The sequence below is a fragment of the Telmatospirillum siberiense genome, assembly GCF_002845745.1.
GTDB lineage: Bacteria > Pseudomonadota > Alphaproteobacteria > Rhodospirillales > Magnetospirillaceae > Telmatospirillum > Telmatospirillum siberiense.
Genome location: NZ_PIUM01000043.1, coordinates 29,461 through 46,954, shown reverse-complemented (window position 1 = coordinate 46,954; position 17,494 = coordinate 29,461). Strand labels below are relative to the sequence as shown.

Here is a 17,494-nt window from a genome sequence, read left to right as displayed (position 1 = left end):
GACCAAGGCGCCCCGCCCTTTCGGCATTGACGCAGGCCGGCCTTGCCTCCCCCGAGGCGGTGGTGGCCGCCGTCTGCATGGCGCGGCGCCTTGGTCCGACCCGCATGGAAACCCTGATGAACTCCCGCCGGGCGGAAAGCTTTCTGCTGGACCTGACCAGCCACGTCCGCAAAAGCAACATGCGATCCCTGGAATCCGCCGAGGAAATCCAACGGGCGCTGAAAGAAATTCTCGACCCGCTGATCACCAGCTATTTCAGGGCCTGATACCAGATTTCGCTGAGGGCGCCCGCGCCTCACCGGGCCGACAGCGCCGCCTGAGCCTGCCAGGCCAGCTTCAAGGTGGTGAACAGGACGATTTCCTTGATCTGGTCCGTGCTCATCACGCCGGCCAGTTCCCCCCGGGCGAGATGCACCAATTCGGTGGGCGCGCTGGTTGACGACAGAAGGTTGGTCAGCAATTCCTTGCGGATCAGCGGCGGGAACCGCAGAACCTCCTTCAGCAGGAAGGTCTTTACCGGCAAAGGCACGTTCTCGCTGCCGAACAGGCGGTCGACACACATGGAATAGATGCCGAAATCCAGCTTTCCGGCGACGACATGGGTGAATTCGACGAACTCGTCCAGAAATGCGGCTCCGGATATGCGCTTGTCGACCAGCATGCGGATGATGTCGAGAAAAGCCCGGTAGCGAATCCGCGCGGGCCCGACCACTCCCCCCAATTCATCGACCAATTCGCGGATCTGCGATTCGCGAAAGCGGGAAACGATCAAGGCGTCGGCCGATTCGCGTATGGCCGGGTCGAAGGCGGACTCCTCGATCAATTGAAACAGCCGCTCGAAGCGCTGCCGGTCGAGATGCCCCGCCCCGCTGGCGGCGACGCTCAAGGGAATCATCGCCGCCCGGGCCACCTGGCCATCGCGGGAAACGATGGCGGCGATGGTCAGGGCGGCCGGATCGGCGATGGTTCCATTCAACAAATCGTCAGTAATCACCAAACGCTTTCCGGGCGCCAGGCTGAGATTGGTATTGAGCGCCCCGCACTCCAGGAAATGGCTCGCCAAATCCGCAGATGGACTGAGTGTGATTGGCGGAGAAATATTGTACGGTATTTCCATCGGGACATTGAGACATAAGCCAAGACCGGCGACAAGACCATTGCCGCCCGATCTGCCCTATGCCACGCGCACCTTTTCCAGAAATGTCCGCACCAGCGCCCTCATCTGCTCGGCCTCCCGCGATAACTGCGTCGAGGCGGCCAGAACGTCATGGGCGGAATGCCCTGTGTCGCCGGCGGCCTGGTTGACCCCTTCGATATTGGCCGTCACGGTTCCGGTGCCTTCGGCGGCCTGTTCGACATTGCGGGCGATTTCCAGGGTGGCGGCGCCCTGTTCCTCGACGGCGGCCGCCACCGCGGTGGAAATCTGGGCGATGTCCTGAATGGTCGTGGTGATCGCGCCAATGGCGCCGACGGCCTGTTCGGTCGCCTGCTGAACCGAGGCGATCTGCTGTGAAATGTCATCCGTCGCCCGGGCGGTCTGATTGGCCAGGTTTTTGACCTCGCCGGCGACCACGGCGAAGCCTTTGCCGGCGTCCCCCGCCCTGGCCGCCTCGATGGTGGCGTTCAGGGCCAGCAGATTGGTTTGGCTGGCGATGTCGTTGATCAGCGAAACCACTTCGCCGATCCGCCGGGCGGCCGCTTCCAGCCCGCTGACGATTTCGGACGTGCGGGTCGCCTGGTCGACGGCCTTCTGACTGACCATCGACGCTTGGGAAACCTGCCGGGAGATCTCACCGATCGAGGAACTCAGCTCCTCCGCCGCCGAAGCCACCGTCTGCACATTGCTCGACGCCTCCTGCGCCGCCATCGCGACGGCGGTGGCTTGCCGGCTGGTCTGTTCGGCCGCGGAAGACAGACCGCTGGCCGTCGCCTGCATGTCGCCGGCCGCGGCGGCCACCATATCGATCACCGAACTGGCGGCCTGATCGAATTCCTGGGTCAGGTCGGTCACCATCGATGCCCGGCGCTCCTTCTCGGCGCGTTCGGCCTCCTGTTGCGCGGCCAGGCGGTTGGCCGCCAGCATGCCGTCCTTGAATACCAGCACGGCCCGCGCCATGGCGCCGACCTCGTCCCCACGGTCGACGGCGGGGATGGAAACGTTGGTATCGTGCCTGGCAAGCTGTCCCATGGCGCCATCCAACTGTATCAACGGCCGGGCGATGACGGTCCGCAGGACAATCCCCAGGGCGACGGCCAGAGCGGTAACCACGGCGAGGACCAGGGCGATGATGGTCTTGGCGTTGTCATAGGATTTTTCCGCCGCTTCGATCGAGCGCTTCGCCCCTTCGTTGTTCAGGGCCACCAATTTGTCGGCGTCCTCCAGAACCACGCGGAACAACAGGCGGACCTCCTTGACGGCGGCGTCGATGGCGTCTTCTCCCCGCGCGTCGCGAACGGCGGCGAACATCTTGTTGGAGGCCGTATCGAAGGTCGAATAATCACTCATGAGCTTGTTGAAGGCATCCCGTTCCACCTGCGACGAGATCAACGGCTCGTAAGATTTCCGCGTTTCCTCGAACGATTTCTGGACGGTCACCACCATCTTATAGGTGTCATCCCGATCACCGGGCTTGGCGAGCAAAACGGCCAGCTGGTTGGTGCGGAGCCGGGCCACCTGATATTGCATCGCTCGCGACTTTTCGACGCTGGGCAGCCAATCTCTCGACAATTCGAGAGCGGCGGCATTCGAATCACCAAGAGCCGAAAAGGCCACCCCTCCCAAAATAGCGACGAGAAGTAGAATAGCCGAGAATGCTACAAGAAGTTTCCGACCAACGGACAGATTGTTAAACCAAGCCATTGGCTCCTCTCCAAATTACTTAAAATTACTACAAATAAGTGACGCAACAATACTGCACACCCATAATATATGCAAATCCGTTTCCGGCGGCGGGAACGGCCTTTCGGACGGAGGTCTGAAACGAAGGCGCGGAGAGGAAGGCGGGGGCGTCAGGCCAGGCCGGCGAGACGCAGCGCTTCGGCCTGACGACGCGCCAGCGCGGCGACGTCGAAATCCCGGATCAGATCGTGAAACAACCGATGCCAATTGATTTCGGCCTTGAGGCGCAGAAACACCGAGCCCAGGCCGATGGCGGCGCGATCGACCAGAACGAATTCGCGGGGAGGCTTGACGCCGCCCACCCGCCGCAATTCGGCATGAACCTTTTCGGCGACCGCGCGGCCGTAGGATCCCCCGGCCGTTTCCTGAATGGGCCGCGACCGGTCATCGAGAAGCGGCCCATAGACGAATCCGGCCCAAAGATTGAGGACGTCGATCATTTCGTTGGACAGATTGGCGAACCCCCATCGTTCGTAAGCATGGACGGCCAACTGCCGGTCGTTCGACTGCAAGGCCCGATAGAGATCGATCACGCCCTCGACAAACCCCGGTGAAAAAACCCGGACGCACCCGAAATCCAGCAGATTGACGTCATTGTCGGGCCGCACCGTATAATTGCCGAGGTGGGGATCGCCGTGAATGACGCCGAAATTATAGAAAGGCACATACCAGGCCCGGAACATGTTGTAGGCGATGGCGTTGCGGACATCCTGGCCGGCATCGACAAATCCGAGAAGCGACGAACCGTCGAGCCAGGTCATCGTCAGCAGACGGCCCGTCGACAGATCCGGCACGACCTCCGGAACATGCACATGCGGCTCGCCGGCCAGCATATGTCCATAGAGACGCATATGCCCGGCCTCGCGGACATAATCGACCTCTTCGCGCAAGCGCTCGCTCAATTCGGCATGGGCATTGGACGGATCGATGGCATTGTCGTAGCCGCGGTACAGATTGAAGATGAGTTGCAACTGCCAAAGATCGGCCTCGACCGCCGAGGCCATGTCGGGATATTGCAGCTTGCAGGCCAATTGCCGGCCATCGAACCCTTGCGCCCGATGCACCTGGCCGAGCGAGGCCGCCGCCGAAGCCTCGTGATCGAAAGAGGCGAAACGCCCCTGCCAATCGGCGCCCAGTTCGGCGGCCATCCGCCGTTTGACGAACAGCCACCCCATCTGCGGCGCATTGGCCTGCAACTGGGCCAATTCGTCGGCATATTCGCGAGGCAGGACATCGGGAATGGTGGAGAGTATCTGCGCCACCTTCATCAACGGCCCCTTCAGGCCACCCAACGCCGTCCGCAATTCGGCGGCGCGCCGGGCATTGTCGCCCTTGATCCCCAGCACCTTCTCGCCCGCCACCCGCGCCGCCAAACCGCCGACGGCCGTCGACACCTTGGCATAGCGCTTCACCCGCCCCCCCAGCGAACTGGCTTCGGCCCGGGGCGGCGGCGGGGGTTTTTGTTCGGTCATAACGGAAAATGCACCGGAATTGAGGAAGGGGCTTCGGTCTTTAGGTGTGACAGGAGAAGCCTTCCGTCAAGCGATGGGGCGCCGGACCGTCGCATTACGGTGATATGGGCGGAGGGAACGGAGAGCTTTTGGGGCGCAAACCCTGGACGATTGGCCGGATAGCATGGAGCGCGCTTTCCTGGTAGAGCCGGACCAAACGGATAGCTACCTCGCGGTATTCGCAAGCTGCTCCAGTTCGATGCAGACATTTTCAATTACAGACTGCCAATCGCCCGATTTTGGTTGTCTAAACAACCGAGCGCTCGGATACCAGGGGGAATTCTCGCGATCCAGTAGCCAACGCCAGCATCCGTTAAAACGCGACAAGATCCAGACGGGTTTATTAAGCGCACCAGCCAAATGGGCGACCGAAGTATCAACCGTGATTACAAGGTCTAGATTTTCCACCAAGGCGGCAGTGTCACTAAAATTTGTAATCTCAGCCATGTAGTCGACCGGCCGTGATTCGGGTGGGACATGTTGTAGCTGAGATGCTGGCGTCCCCTTCTGCAGACTGATGAAACTCACACCCGAAACCCTCAACAGCGGCGCCATCTGTGCCCAATGTAGGCTTCTGCGGCGATCCATCGTTGCCGCGTCAGGATCGTGAGGGCGCGGATTTCCACCCCACACAAGCCCGACTTTCAGGCCGGGGAGATGCGCAAGCTTCCTTTCCCAGATAGAGACCTTCGCAGGATCGGCCGAGATGTACGGCACTAAAGATGGCACCGTGTCCAATCTGGTTCCAAGGACGAAAGGAGCGCTCATGAGAGGAAGATGAAAGTCGCATTCAGGAATTTCGTCGCCCACCCCGATAACTTGGTCTACGCCCCTTATCGTTCCTAACAATGCAGCGAGTGACCGGTCCACGAGGACCACCGTCCGCGCCCCAAGATCTGCAATGATGGAAATATATCGTGCGAATTGCAGCGTATCTCCAAAACCGTCCTCTCCATCATATAGAAGTATACTTCTGTTATGAAGGCTTTCCCCTTTCCAACGTGGGAATTTATATTTCGATTTCTCTCTATCAAAGATAGACCCACTATCCCGCCATTCCAACTCCTTCCATCCAGAAGTAAAGTCCCCTTTCAAAAGGAGCGCGATACCAAGATTTCTGTGAGCCGGCGCATAGTCTGTATTGGAGTGAATTGCCATGTGATAACACTCCAATGATTCTTCCAGACATCCCAACTCCTGTAGTATATAACCTCGATTATTATGTGCTTCAGGCAGATCCGGTTTAAGGAGGATGGCCCGTTCGGAGCATATTATTGCATTGTCTAATTTATCATGTTCCTGAAACACAGCAGCGAGATTGTTATATCCCTCGGCATAGTCCGGTTTAAGAGTGATGACGCGCTCATAGCATGAAACAGCTTCATCAAAATTTCCCTGATCCCGAAATGCATTTCCCAGGTTATAATAGGTGTCAACATCATTCTGCACGTGCATTAGGGCTTGCTTATAGGCAGAAATGGCTTCATTTAACTGTCCAAGGCCTTGAAACATGCGACCAATATTGTAATGTCCGACCGCGTAGTCCGGCTTAAGTGTGACGGCACGCTGATAACATTTAATTGCTTCGGCCATTCTGTTTTGTTTTTGGAGAGCATTTCCGAGATTGCAGTAATATTTTTGCGCTGTGCTGTTGATAGCGATTGCCTTGCGAATCCGATCCACTGCAACATCATTTTGGCCAGCCTGATATGCGACAATCCCAAGACAATGCAATGCATCGGCATTGTAAGGATCTGAATCAAGAATTTGCCGATAAAGCCGCTCGGCATCGGCCATTTGACCCGCACGATGGTACTGCATTGCTGAGGCGAACAGGTTAGCAGGGGGAGAAGACCTAAACATCTTCATTGAAATTTCTCCTGTCTCCTTAGGAAATGGCGCTGAGTTTATCGTATTATTTGGGAGTTAACTGGTAAAATACTATAACGATCTTCTGCCGACTATTTTTCCGATGCGTCGAGTTTTAAGTCCATGGTCACGAAGCCAATCGCTTCAGGCAAGGTCAAAACTCTCTTAGGGCCGATGTTCGAAACACAACGTTTCTTCAATTGATGCCCATTCCTGAGCTTGTCCAGGGCCTTGGATCATCGCATTATGGTGATACTGGCGGAGCGGAGAGCCTTTCAGGCTCAAACCTGGACCGATTGGCCAGGGTCGACACGGCCCATCACCAACCCGGGATGGCATGGAGCGCGCTTTCCTGGTAGAGCCGGACCAAACGGACATAGCCAAACAGCGTCGTGACCTGTTTATGGCCCGTGGTGGCCTGGATGGCGGGCACCGAGGCGCCAGCCGCCGCAACGCTTGAGACGAATCCCGCCCGCATGGAATGGCCGGCATAAAATCGTGGATCGAACCCAAGCCGCTTTGCCGCCTTCTTAACAATTCGAGCGACCGAGCCGGCCTTCAACCGCGCCCTTCCCAATTTTCCGGAATTCAGATCGATCGGACGGAAAAGAGGCCCTGAGCGAAGCTTAGCCACCTGCATCCATTTCTGCAGCAAACGCACCGGGCATTTCCGCCCATCGCGGCGAAGCGGAATAGCGATGGTCCGCCCCGCCCCCTCCTGGTCCGTCTTGCTGCGATTCAGCACGATCTCCATCCCCTGGCTGGTAAACCGGACAAAACCCGGCGCCGTCTCGGCCTCATCGCAATCGAGACCGACAACCTCCGACCGCCGCAGCCCTGCCGCCCAGGCTACGGCAAGAATGGCACGGTCGCGATGTTCACGTATGGACTTGGGCGTGTCCGCCAGGACTTTTTCCAGATCGTCGAGCAAAAGCGGGCGCTTTTTCGTCGGCGCGACGCGCTTACAGCGATTGATGCCGGAAAGCCAAAATCGCAGCGACAGCCACTGGTATCCGACTGCTCGGCTATTTCACCAGATGCAGCGCGGAAATTGGGCATCGGTGGTTAATGATGTTAGAAATTCGCTAAGTACATTTCTTATGCAGAGTCTCAGGGTGCCGTAACCGCCCAGGACCCGCTAACACATGTTATAATATACTGTAACTCTTGATCCACATAAGTGAGTGGAAACGAAAAACCGTTGGCCGCGACGGATTTATAGGTGTTTAAAGTGAACTCCCATACGGCACCGGGAATAATATAGGTGCCACCGTGTGTTACTTCGGAGTCTGGGAGCGTAATGTTGTAAACATACAAGCCATTTATCTGGCCAACGTATGTCCATGGACAACTCGCTGCAGCGCTTGCCGCGCTGCTGCTCGCATAACCGGCGTTATTAGCATATCCGCTGCTGTTCGCATAAGTGGCATTGGCCGCGTTCGTTGCATTCGCTGCGTTGGTGGCATTGGCCACCGCGCCGGAGACTTGGGTGCCGGAAATCGTGCAGGTCGGGCAGAGGGCGTTTGCCGTGGTCGCGGTGGCGGCGTTTTGGGCCTGGCCGGCGTTGGTGGCGTAGGTGGCGCTGTCGGCGGTCGAAGCCGAGGGTTTTTGCCAGGGGATGTTGACGGGGGCGTAGCTGGTCGAATCGGCGGCCAGCCCGTGGGTGACGGGAAGCGCGCAAAAAGTGGCGAGGACGAGCGAGCCCAGGAGCCGCGAGGGGGTTTTCCAATGCATGACGTTCTCCTTCAACTGCGTCAGCCGCATTTGGTGAATGCCAGAAGTTTGCCGTAGGTGCTGTTCGGATAGACCCAGCCGCTTTCGGTGCGCAGGCGAAAGCCGACGGTCCAGCTGCTGGTGCCGTTGGGGGTGGCCCAGGCCTGATAGCCGGCGAGCGTGCCGCCCGTGTCGTTGTCGGAGCCGACCGACTGGGCGAGCCCGATGGACGGCCCGGTGCTGGTGCCGGGGCACGTCGGCATGGCGACCGTATCGCCATTGGACACCAGCCCGAACCAGTAGACGCCCTGACTGGCCTTGACGCTGCCGGCGTCGGTCAAGGTGACGTCCTTGGCCTCGATTTGTCCGGCGGAGGTGATGTCGTTGCCATTCATGATGATGGCGGTGTGCATGGTGTTGTCTTCGAGATTGCCGGTATTGAAGCGGTTCAGATATTCGCTGATCAAATCGCCGCCGTTGAAGAACATGCCGAGCGACAGGCCGCCCGCGGCTGGGGCGGCATAGGCATAGGCCGGCGCGCTCAGCGCGTCGCTGCGGCTGTCCCTGGCGTCGGGGGCGCAACTGGCCGAATGGGTGGCCCCGCCGAACAGCCCCAGATCCACGCACCAGCCGCCGTAGGAGCCGCGCGCGGTTCCCCCGTCGACGACGATGCCGGCGTTGGCGCCGGCGGTGACGGCAATATGGCTGGCATGGGCGGCATCGAGGGCGGCGCCGCCGGTGGTCACCACGACGGCCTCGAGCAGAGCTTTGCAATTGATGCCGTCGGGCTTCTGGACCAGGGTTTTCGTCGTGCAGCCCGAACTGTTGTCGGCGACGATCCGCAGCAAGACCACCGGCTTCTGCTTGAAGGGATTTTCCGTCGCGAAATTGGCGGACAGATAGCCCGCACCGGCCAACTCGGGGATTGTCAGCAGATCGCCCCCAAGGCCACCGCTGTAAATTCCGGCATAAAGCGCGGCGAAATGATCTTTGACATAGGCGCGCGTCGCCTCGCCCACCGCCTTCAATTGCAGGGCGGCCACCTGATCCTGCGTCTCGCGCGTCTGCTGATTGACGATGGCGATCACGCCCGGCAGGGCAATGGCGGCCACCGCTATTCCCAGCAGGACATCCGTCAGGCCGATCACACCGGCCTGGGCGCGCCGCCGACGCCGACGCGCCCCATGGGACACACCCCACCGGCAGTTCCGCGTCGGCATCTCAGCTGAGAGTAAAGACGATGACGTTCGCCGCGCCCGCATTGCAGGCCGCGGTCGCGCCGGCCATCGAGAAGGCGGCGGGGGCCGCCCCGTTGACCGATGTCGCGCCGGCCACCGTGCTGTCGGACATGGTGTTCCACACGGTGGTCAGGAACTTCACGCAGGCGTCGTCGGGAATGGAGGTATAGCTGATGGTGAAAGTCGTGCCCGTTCCGGCGCCGGCCACGGTGATCGGATGATTGAAGGCCGACATCAGGGAATTGCCGCTGCGGATCAGCGGTCCCGGCGCGATCTTGCTGGTCGCCAGGGTGACATCGGTCATTCCGGCGTAGTTCGACCCGGCGGCGTAATAGGCCGAGCGGATGTTGCCGACCAGAGCGGTGAAATTGGCGACTTCGTTGTTGGTCTTGGCATTGACCGAACTGGTCTGGAAAAACCCGACGACGCCGACCAGGGTCAGCGTTCCCACCACGACGGCCAGGGCGGTATCCGACAAACCACCGATCGCCCCGGCTTCACCGGGATAACGGCGGGAAAGATCCCTTCGCCGGCCGAGACGTTGCGATGAGCATAATGCGACCGCTTGGCCCTCATGCATGGCTTCCCTCCTGTTGACCACCCGCACCCGGAATGAAGGCGGAGCGGACGAATTCACAAATCGCCGCCACCCTATCATGCGTTGACAAAAGAATCCATTTAGGAAACACGAGGGGACAAAAAAACCCGCCTGTGGGCAAACCGGCGGGCGCCATGACTTTGATTGAGAAGATCAGGAACCGCCCCCATCGGGGGAAAGGGTCAGCCGATCAGATCGAGAGACCGTTTCTCGGTGCGCGAGATCGAGCCCAGGGCGGCGGCGGCGGCCTGATAGCTCTCCGAGGCGGTGGTCAAATCCACCAGCTGACTGGTGGTATCGACCTCCTGTCCGGTCGGCTGGACGGCCACCCGCATGCCGGGCGCCATGGAAACGGCATTGGCGCGAAAGGCCTTATAGCCCGTGCTCTCGACATTGGCGATGTTGGAGGCCGTGGTGGAGACCTGGGTCTCATAACCCTTCAACGCCGAAGCGAGCGTGGGGACGGAAGAACCAACGGATGAAACGGGTGTCGTCATGAAAGGCACCATAGCATTTTTCGCGGCGGCCGGAAACGATTGCGTTCCCTGGGTCCGGGCGATGGCGCCCTTCCCGACAGGTTTTGACGAGGGATCGGGAAAGGAAGGGTCATCGCGCCGGCAGCGCCGCCAGCCCGGCAAGCAGCGCCTTGTGAAAGGCCTCCGGATCCTGCATCTGCGGAGCATGCCCGAGATCGGGAAACTCCACCAGCGTGGCATGGGGAATAGCCGCGGCGGTCCGCTTGGCCAAGTCCGGATAATGACCGATCCGCGCGCGAACCTCGGGCGAGGCGAATTGCTTCCCGATGGCCGTGGTATCCTTGTCGCCAATCAGCAGCAGGGTCGGCATCGACAGGCGCCCCAACTCATAGACCACCGGCTGGGTGAAAATCATGTCGTAGAGAAGCGCCGAATTCCAGGCGACGATCCGCCTCCCCGGCCCACGATACATTCCGGCCAGCATCCGCACCCAGGGCTCGAAGTCGGGACGCCATTGTCCGGCGTAATAGGTCGACTGCTCATAAGAACGGATCGTATCGGCCGACGTCTTCAGCTCGCGTTCGAACCATTGATCGACGCTCTGCCATGGAACGCCTTCGGCCTTCCAATCCTCGAGCCCGATCGGATTGGTCAGCACCAGTTGCTCGACCTGTTCGGGATATGCCAGGGCATAACGGACCGCCAGCATGCCTCCCGTCGAATGACCGACCAAAGTCACCCGCCCGACCCCGATGGAGTCCAGAAGCGCCCGCGTATTGGCCGCCAATTGCTGGAAACTGTACTGGTAATGCGCGGGCTTGCTGGATTTGCAAAAACCGATCTGATCGGGCACGACAACCCGGTATCCCGCCTGGGAAAGCGCAATCATGCTGGCCTCCCAGGTAGCCCCGCAGAAATTCTTGCCATGCAGCAGGACCACCGTCCGGCCGTTGGGCCTGGCCGGCTGAATGTCCATGAAAGCCATATGCAGACCGGCGCCCTGCGAGGCGAATTTGAATTGATTGACCGGAGCGGGATAGGAGAAGCCCTCCAATTCGGCACCGTAGGCCGGCCCATCGGCGGCCGACGCCGACGCCGGCAGGACGACGGCGAGGATCAGAAGCAACAGCGCATGACGAAACATTGGCGGGGCCTTCAGCGGAAAACGGAAATTAAAGACGAGACGTCGGGAAAGCCGACCGGGGGGGGGCCGCCATCTCACGTCATCAGTTCGGCGAGCAATGCCAAGTTGGCCCCGCAAATAATCGCAAATAAGGCCCAGCCGGCAAAAGCCGCCACCCGCGAATTGCCCAGCGCCCCCATCACGGCGCGACTGGAGGTGAAGCTGATCAGCGGGAAGAGCGCGAACGGCAACTGAAGACTGAGCGCCACCTGACTGAGAACGAGCAGTTTTCCGACCGACTGATCCCCCAGCCAGGCCACTCCGGCGAATGCCGGAAGCAGGGCCAGCGCGCGGGTGATCAGGCGCCGCTGCCAGCAAGGGATCTTAATATCGAGGAACCCCTCGAGGATCACCTGTCCGGCGATCGTCCCGGTAAAGGTCGAATTCTGGCCGGACGCCAGAAGGGCGATGGCGAACAGTCCTCCGGCAAGGGAGGTGCCCACGATCGGATCGAGCAGATGGTAGGCGTCCTCGATATCGGCGACCGTTTGATAGCCGTTGGCATGGAACGCGGCGCCGGCCAGGATGAGAATGGCGGCATTGACCAGCACGGCGAGGAAGAGCGACACCACCGTATCGAGCCCGAGATAGCGGATCGCCTGCCGCTTGGCTTGCTCGCCCTGGCCGACCACCCGGGTCTGCACGATGGAGGAATGCAGATAGAGATTATGGGGCATGACCGTGGCCCCCAGAACGCCGATCGCCAGATAGAGGGCATCCTTGTCGGCAAGCACCCGCCAGTCCGGCAGCAGTCCACGCGCCACGTCGGGCCAAACGGGCCGGATCAGCCATAACTCGACCAGATAACTGGCGCCGATGGTCAGGATCAGACCGAGGACGATCGCCTCCAGCTCACGGAATTTTTGTCCCTTCAGCCCAAGGACGAGCAGGGTATCGAGGGCCGTCAGGGCGATGCCCACCAGCAACGAAACCCCCAGCAACATATGAAAAGCCAGGGCGCCGCCCAGCACCTCGGCCAGATCGCAGGCCACGATGGAAAGTTCGGCCAACAGCCAAAGGCAGAGATTGGCCTTCCGGCCATAGCGTTGACGCGACATCTGCGCCAGATCCCTGCCCGTCACGACGCCGAGACGCATCGACATCCACTGCAGCAGCATCGCCGCCAATCCGGCCAACACCACGATGAACAGCAGGTCATAGCCGTATTTCGAGCCGGCCTCGATGTCGGTCGCCCAATTGCCGGGATCCATATAGCCGACCGAAACCAGAAGACCCGGCCCGGCGAAGCGGGCCAGTTTCGACCAGGGGGACGCCCCCGGAGCGACTTGGACCGAACCGCGGACTTCGGAGGGACAAAAGGGAGCTGTGGCGGTTTTAGGCAACCGGAACATCGGGCAATCGCATCCAAATTTGAAGACGGGCGGGGCAATCGCCGGAGGACCGGCGACCGGGCGATCAGTTAAGCTATAGATTCGCCACGTTTGTCCGGAATCAAGCGTCTTGTCGAGGTTTTCCTGATCGTCCGTCCCGGGGCAAGCGGAAAACCCGCTTGCCCCGGTTTAAATTGGTGTCCCTCAGGCGCCGGGCGGTGGACATCCGTCCACCTTGGCTGCCTCCGCTAAAGCTTCGGGGCAAGCGGCAAACCCGCATGCCCCGGTTTAAATTGGTGTCCCTCAGGCGCCGGGCGGTGGACATCCGTCCACCTTGGCTGCCTCCGCTAAAGCTTCGGGGCAAGCGGCAAACCCGCATGCCCCGGTTTAAATTGGTGTCCCTCAGGCGCCGGGCGGTGGACATCCGTCCACCTTGGCTGCCTCCGCTAAAGCTTCGGGGCGCGCAGTGCGCCAACGCGGCGAGTAAAGCTTCGAAAGGGCAGCTCGCGCGCGTTTAGCCGATTACCCTGGTCGTCCGCCCCGGTGAAATCTTTGTCCCGATCCGCCAACTCGGCTATTCTCCCCCGCGTTCCCATTCTGGCGGCCGTTTCTCCCATGTCCAACCCCGCTTCCGCCTCGTTCATCGACGCCATGACCCACCACCAGGCAGGGCGCCTCGCCGCCGCCGCCGATGGCTATCGGCGCGTCCTCGCCGAAATGCCCGGCTATCCTTACGCGCTGCACGGACTGGGGGTGATCGCCTTGCAGTCCGGACGGAGCGACGAGGCCCTGGCGTTGATCGAACGCGCCCTCGCCATCGAGCCGGAATTTGCCGAAGCCTATGTCAACCGCGGCAATCTGCTGCGTAAGGCAGGCCGCATGGCGGAGGCGCGGCAAAGTTACCGCCATGCCACGGATCTCCGGCCCGGCGACGCCGAAGCGCCCTACAATCTCGGCACGCTCCTGCAGATGACCGGGGAAGGAACCGCCGCTTCGATCTGCTACCGGCGGACCCTGGACTTGATCCCCGCCCATGCGAAGGCTCTCAACAATCTGGGCATCCAATACAAGCTGGAGGGACGCAACGAACAGGCGCTTCGCTGTTTCCGCCGCGCCGCCGCGGCCCAACCGGAGTTCGCCGAGGCCTGGTACAATCAAGGTGTAACGCTCGCCGGATTCGTCGACGCCTTTCCCGAGGCCAGCCGGGCCTACCGCAACGCCATCGCACTCCGGCCGGCCTATGCCGAGGCCCATAACAATCTGGGACTGGCGCTTTCCCATCTGGGGCGGGCCGGAGAGGCCGAAACCGTCCTGGTCCGCGCCCTTGTCCTCTCCCCCGGCCGCCCCGAGATTCTGAACAACCTGGGGATGGCCTGCCAGGGCCAGCGGAAACTGGATGAAGCGCTCGCCTGCTATGACCAAGCGCTGGCGCTCCGTCCCGATTTCGCCGAGGCGCACAACAACCGGGGCATGGCGCTTCTCACCGCCGGCGATTTCGAGGAAGGATGGCGGGAACGGGAATGGCGTTGGCGTACCCCGCATCTCGCCCAATCCCAGCAATCCTTTGCACAGCCTCTCTGGCGGGGCGAACCGGCGGCCGGCGCGCGCATCCTGATCCATGCCGAACAGGGGTTCGGCGACAGCATCCAGTTTTGCCGTTACATACCGCGACTCGCCGATCGCGGCCTGCGCGTGATCTTGAGCGTTCCCCAGGAACTGCGCCGGCTGTTGTCCGGCCTGCCGGGGATCGAACAGCTCCTGGAGGAAGGGGACGCCCTTCCCCCTTTCGACCTGCACTGCCCGATGATGAGCCTGCCGCTGGCCTTCTCCTCCACCTTGGCCGACATTCCCTCCCGGGTCCCCTATCTCTCCGCCGCCGACCGCTCCGTCGACGCATGGCGTCGGCGCCTCCCCGACGACGGGCGCTGCAGGGTCGGACTGGCCTGGGCGGGCAATTCTCGATCGCACATGGCCGATCTCGCCGCCCTGGACCGCAGGCGCTCCCTGCCTGCGGAACGGCTGACCATCCTTGGCGATCGGCCGGACGTCACCGCCTACAGCTTACAGAAAACCGAGCCGCTCCCGCCGCCGGGTTCGCCCGTTGTCGACCATATGGGAAGCATCGACGATTTCGCCGAGGCGGCGGCCTTGATCGCCAATCTCGATCTGGTGATCTCGGTCGACACGGCGGTCGCCCATCTGGCCGGCGCCTTGGGCAAACCGATCTGGCTGCTCAACCGCTTCGACAACTGCTGGCGCTGGCTTCAGGGGCGCGACGACAGTCCCTGGTACCCGACGCTTCGGCAGTTCCGTCAGCCGCGCCCCGGCGACTGGGAAGCCGTGCTGGCCGCCGTCAGCCAAGCCTTGACGGAACAAGCCCCGTCGCTGACCCGGTGGCGCCGGACGAAGCCCTGACTCCATCGGGGACACACCGGGCGGAATGGGACGCACAGGCCACGGAAGTGGCCGCGCGATGTGACGCCCCGTCCACCAGGCCGGAAACGATCATCGCGAACAGCAAGGCGACGCCGGCCATGGTTACGACCCGGCGGGAGGCGCGCCGACGCGACGGCGAGCCGGAATTGTTTTTTCTGGAACCGAACATGTCCTGCATCCTGAACCGATTCAAGCCACGCGAAATCCGTGGTGGAGAACAGGAATAGCAGAGCTGGATGTCACGGCGAATTCAGTCCGGTTTCACCGTGTAACAGCCAATCCCGGACCAACCGGGCCTATGAATTCATATAAAGAAACCGCCCGGAACGAAACCGTTCCGGGCGGTTTTATTTTGTCGAAAGGCGGTCCTACTGCAGCATGTCGTGCAGCCACATGGACGTGCCGGGCACCAGGGTAATGATGATCAGCGTGACCCACAGAGCCAACATGAAGGGCCAGATCGACTTGACCACCTTGCCGACCGAGACCTCGCCGATGGCGCAGCCGAGATAGAAGCAAACGCCAACCGGCGGCGTGTTGAGGCCGATGCAGCAGTTCAAGAGGACGATGATGCCGAACTGGACCGGGCTCATGCCGTAATGCACGACGATCGGCAGCAGGATCGGGGTGCAGACCAGGATGTGGGCAGCCATGTCGAGGAAGATGCCGAAGAAGAACAGCACCAGATCGACCAGGATGAAGATGACCCAGGGCGTCGTGCTGATCTTGGCCAAGCCTTCACCGGCCAGTTCGGCCACGCCGTAAAGGCTCATCAGATAGCCGAACATGGTCGAAATGCCGACCAGCAGCAGCACGATGCCGGTGGTCTTGCAAGCTTTCGCCGCCGCCTTCAGGAAAGCTTCCCAAGACAGACTGCGATAGACGAAGATGGTCAGCAGCAGCGCATAGGCGACCGCCACCGCTCCGGCCTCGGCCGCGGTGAAGATACCCGACAAGATACCGCCGGTGATGATGACCATGATGAACAGGCCGGGCAAAGCGGCCGCGGTGCTCCGCCCCACCTCGCGCCAGCCGGGGAAGGCGCCGGCCTTGTAGCCGCGCGAAACGGCGACGAAGTATGCCACCAGCACATTGGCGACGGTCAGCAATGCCGCTGGCAAGGCGCCGGCCAGGATCAGCGATGTCATGGACACCGTGCCGCCGGCCGCCAGCGAATAGATGATCATGTTGTGGCTGGTCGGCAGCAAGGCGCCGACGAGGGAGGAATAGGTGGTGACGTTGACCGCGTAATCGGCCTCGTAGCCTTCCTTCTTCATCAGCGGGATCATCGCCGAGCCCATCGCCGAGACGTCGGCGGCCGGCGAACCGGACACACCGCCGAACATGGTGCAGGCCACCACGTTGGTCATGCCCAGACCGCCCCGGACATGTCCCACCGTCGCCTTGGCGCAACGGATGATACGGTCGGCGATGCCGCCGTACATCATCAGTTCACCGGTGAAGATGAAGAAGGGAATGGTCAGGAAGGCGAAGACGTTCATGCCGGCGGCCATGCGCTGGAAGACGATGGCCATCGGCAGGCCTTCGTAAGCGATGGTCGCGATGGAGGACACACCGATGGCGAAAACCACGGGCATTCCGAGAAGCAGGCCGACCACGAAAGTCAGGCAGAGAATGGTCAGTGCCATGATGGGACAACCTTTACATTCACGAGACGCGCGATGATTTGTTCAACGGCGAAATAGGCGATCAGGAGCCCTCCGCCGCACAGGGGGACATAGCTCCACCCCTGAGAAATCGGCAGGCCGGGATTCATGTAGTCCCAAACTTCGAAAGCCAGGATGCCGCCACCGTAGGACATCGCCGCCCCGAAGAAGATCATCGACAGATAGACGAAGATCTCGATCCTCTTCCGCCCCGTTTCCCCGAGGAAGATCACGATGGATTCCATTCCGATATGCCGCGAGTCGCGAACACCGACCGCCGCCGACAGGCAGGTGACGTAAAGCACCACCACCAGGGCGAAGATTTCGGTCCAAGTGGGCGAGTCGTTCAGGACATAACGCCCGAAGATCTGGGTCAGCACGGCACCGAGAATGGTGCACAGACCGAACACCGAGATGCGAAGGCACTGCTTCGACAACCATCCATTGAAACGGAAATACGTTGCCAGCGCTTTCGGAATGGAAGCCGACTCCGGCAGCGGTGGTGGGGAGGCGGCTTGAGTTTCTACAGCCATTCGAGAGGCTCCTTGAGGAAAATCCCGGGAAGATCGGCGG

Annotated in this window: 15 protein-coding genes; 2 read left to right on the top strand and 13 right to left on the bottom strand. The window is 61.1% G+C overall.

The features are described from left to right. A partial coding sequence (locus CWS72_RS27965; RefSeq protein ID WP_158240811.1) for a hypothetical protein occupies window positions 1-266 on the top strand: 266 nt, incomplete at its 5' end. Window positions 267-295: 29 nt separating this feature from the next. Here the strand turns inward: CWS72_RS27965 and CWS72_RS24900 are convergent. From CWS72_RS24900 to CWS72_RS24850, 11 genes are all read right to left on the bottom strand, one after another. Further along, on the bottom strand, window positions 296-994 hold the full coding sequence (locus CWS72_RS24900; protein ID WP_241911881.1) for a hypothetical protein: 699 nt from the start codon (window positions 992-994) through the stop codon (window positions 296-298). A 180-nt stretch (window positions 995-1,174) separates the two neighbouring features. Next, window positions 1,175-2,860 carry a methyl-accepting chemotaxis protein gene (locus CWS72_RS24895; RefSeq protein ID WP_101253363.1) on the bottom strand — a complete coding sequence of 562 codons (1,686 nt, stop codon included), beginning with the start codon at window positions 2,858-2,860 and terminating at the stop codon, window positions 1,175-1,177. Between the two features lie 149 nt (window positions 2,861-3,009). After that, window positions 3,010-4,371 carry an ABC1 kinase family protein gene (locus CWS72_RS24890; protein WP_101253362.1) on the bottom strand — a complete coding sequence of 454 codons (1,362 nt, stop codon included), beginning with the start codon at window positions 4,369-4,371 and terminating at the stop codon, window positions 3,010-3,012. A gap of 204 nt (window positions 4,372-4,575) precedes the next feature. Further along, entirely contained in the window at window positions 4,576-6,279 is a 1,704-nt protein-coding gene (locus CWS72_RS24885; protein ID WP_101253361.1) for a tetratricopeptide repeat protein, read from the bottom strand. A 319-nt stretch (window positions 6,280-6,598) separates the two neighbouring features. Then, window positions 6,599-7,210, bottom strand: a complete 612-nt coding sequence (locus CWS72_RS24880) for a site-specific integrase (protein WP_158240810.1) — start codon at window positions 7,208-7,210, stop codon at window positions 6,599-6,601. Window positions 7,211-7,389: 179 nt separating this feature from the next. Beyond that, entirely contained in the window at window positions 7,390-8,013 is a 624-nt protein-coding gene (locus CWS72_RS24875) for a hypothetical protein (protein WP_146002879.1), read from the bottom strand. A gap of 20 nt (window positions 8,014-8,033) precedes the next feature. Beyond that, window positions 8,034-9,212, bottom strand: a complete 1,179-nt coding sequence (gene pilV / locus CWS72_RS24870; protein ID WP_101253358.1) for a shufflon system plasmid conjugative transfer pilus tip adhesin PilV — start codon at window positions 9,210-9,212, stop codon at window positions 8,034-8,036. Window position 9,213: 1 nt separating this feature from the next. Further along, window positions 9,214-9,810 carry a type 4 pilus major pilin gene (locus tag CWS72_RS24865; RefSeq protein WP_158240809.1) on the bottom strand — a complete coding sequence of 199 codons (597 nt, stop codon included), beginning with the start codon at window positions 9,808-9,810 and terminating at the stop codon, window positions 9,214-9,216. Between the two features lie 200 nt (window positions 9,811-10,010). Then, complete coding sequence (locus tag CWS72_RS27960; RefSeq protein ID WP_158240808.1) at window positions 10,011-10,325, bottom strand: flagellar basal body protein; 315 nt, start codon at window positions 10,323-10,325, stop codon at window positions 10,011-10,013. A 109-nt stretch (window positions 10,326-10,434) separates the two neighbouring features. Then, complete coding sequence (locus CWS72_RS24855; protein WP_101253355.1) at window positions 10,435-11,448, bottom strand: alpha/beta fold hydrolase; 1,014 nt, start codon at window positions 11,446-11,448, stop codon at window positions 10,435-10,437. A gap of 74 nt (window positions 11,449-11,522) precedes the next feature. After that, on the bottom strand, window positions 11,523-12,839 hold the full coding sequence (locus CWS72_RS24850) for an Nramp family divalent metal transporter (RefSeq protein ID WP_101253354.1): 1,317 nt from the start codon (window positions 12,837-12,839) through the stop codon (window positions 11,523-11,525). Between the two features lie 594 nt (window positions 12,840-13,433). On the opposite strand from CWS72_RS24850, the gene CWS72_RS24845 reads away from it, so the two are divergent. Then, window positions 13,434-15,233, top strand: coding sequence for a tetratricopeptide repeat protein (locus CWS72_RS24845; RefSeq protein ID WP_101253353.1), 1,800 nt, complete (start codon window positions 13,434-13,436; stop codon window positions 15,231-15,233). Between the two features lie 389 nt (window positions 15,234-15,622). Here the strand turns inward: CWS72_RS24845 and CWS72_RS24835 are convergent, their stop codons facing one another. Together CWS72_RS24835 and CWS72_RS24830 are read right to left on the bottom strand one after the other, a co-directional pair. Continuing rightward, window positions 15,623-16,903: a TRAP transporter large permease gene (locus CWS72_RS24835; RefSeq protein WP_101253351.1), complete on the bottom strand. Its 1,281-nt coding sequence runs from the start codon at window positions 16,901-16,903 to the stop codon at window positions 15,623-15,625. Beyond that, a complete protein-coding gene (locus CWS72_RS24830) occupies window positions 16,894-17,454 on the bottom strand; it encodes a TRAP transporter small permease (RefSeq protein ID WP_101253350.1) in 561 nt (186 codons plus the stop codon). Before CWS72_RS24830 ends, CWS72_RS24835 begins: the two co-directional genes overlap by 10 nt. Window positions 17,455-17,494: the final 40 nt, after the last annotated feature.

Coding starts and splice junctions, on each gene's coding strand:
- CWS72_RS24855 (WP_101253355.1), bottom strand. CDS start 11,448: ATGTTTCGTCATGCGCTGTTGCTTCTGATCCTCGCCGTCGTCCTGCCG.
- CWS72_RS27960 (WP_158240808.1), bottom strand. CDS start 10,325: ATGACGACACCCGTTTCATCCGTTGGTTCTTCCGTCCCCACGCTCGCT.
- CWS72_RS24835 (WP_101253351.1), bottom strand. CDS start 16,903: ATGGCACTGACCATTCTCTGCCTGACTTTCGTGGTCGGCCTGCTTCTC.
- CWS72_RS24895 (WP_101253363.1), bottom strand. CDS start 2,860: ATGGCTTGGTTTAACAATCTGTCCGTTGGTCGGAAACTTCTTGTAGCA.
- CWS72_RS24845 (WP_101253353.1), top strand. CDS start 13,434: ATGTCCAACCCCGCTTCCGCCTCGTTCATCGACGCCATGACCCACCAC.
- pilV (WP_101253358.1), bottom strand. CDS start 9,212: ATGCCGACGCGGAACTGCCGGTGGGGTGTGTCCCATGGGGCGCGTCGG.
- CWS72_RS24885 (WP_101253361.1), bottom strand. CDS start 6,279: ATGAAGATGTTTAGGTCTTCTCCCCCTGCTAACCTGTTCGCCTCAGCA.
- CWS72_RS24875 (WP_146002879.1), bottom strand. CDS start 8,013: ATGCATTGGAAAACCCCCTCGCGGCTCCTGGGCTCGCTCGTCCTCGCC.
- CWS72_RS24830 (WP_101253350.1), bottom strand. CDS start 17,454: ATGGCTGTAGAAACTCAAGCCGCCTCCCCACCACCGCTGCCGGAGTCG.
- CWS72_RS24865 (WP_158240809.1), bottom strand. CDS start 9,810: ATGCATGAGGGCCAAGCGGTCGCATTATGCTCATCGCAACGTCTCGGC.
- CWS72_RS24850 (WP_101253354.1), bottom strand. CDS start 12,839: ATGTTCCGGTTGCCTAAAACCGCCACAGCTCCCTTTTGTCCCTCCGAA.
- CWS72_RS24890 (WP_101253362.1), bottom strand. CDS start 4,371: ATGACCGAACAAAAACCCCCGCCGCCGCCCCGGGCCGAAGCCAGTTCG.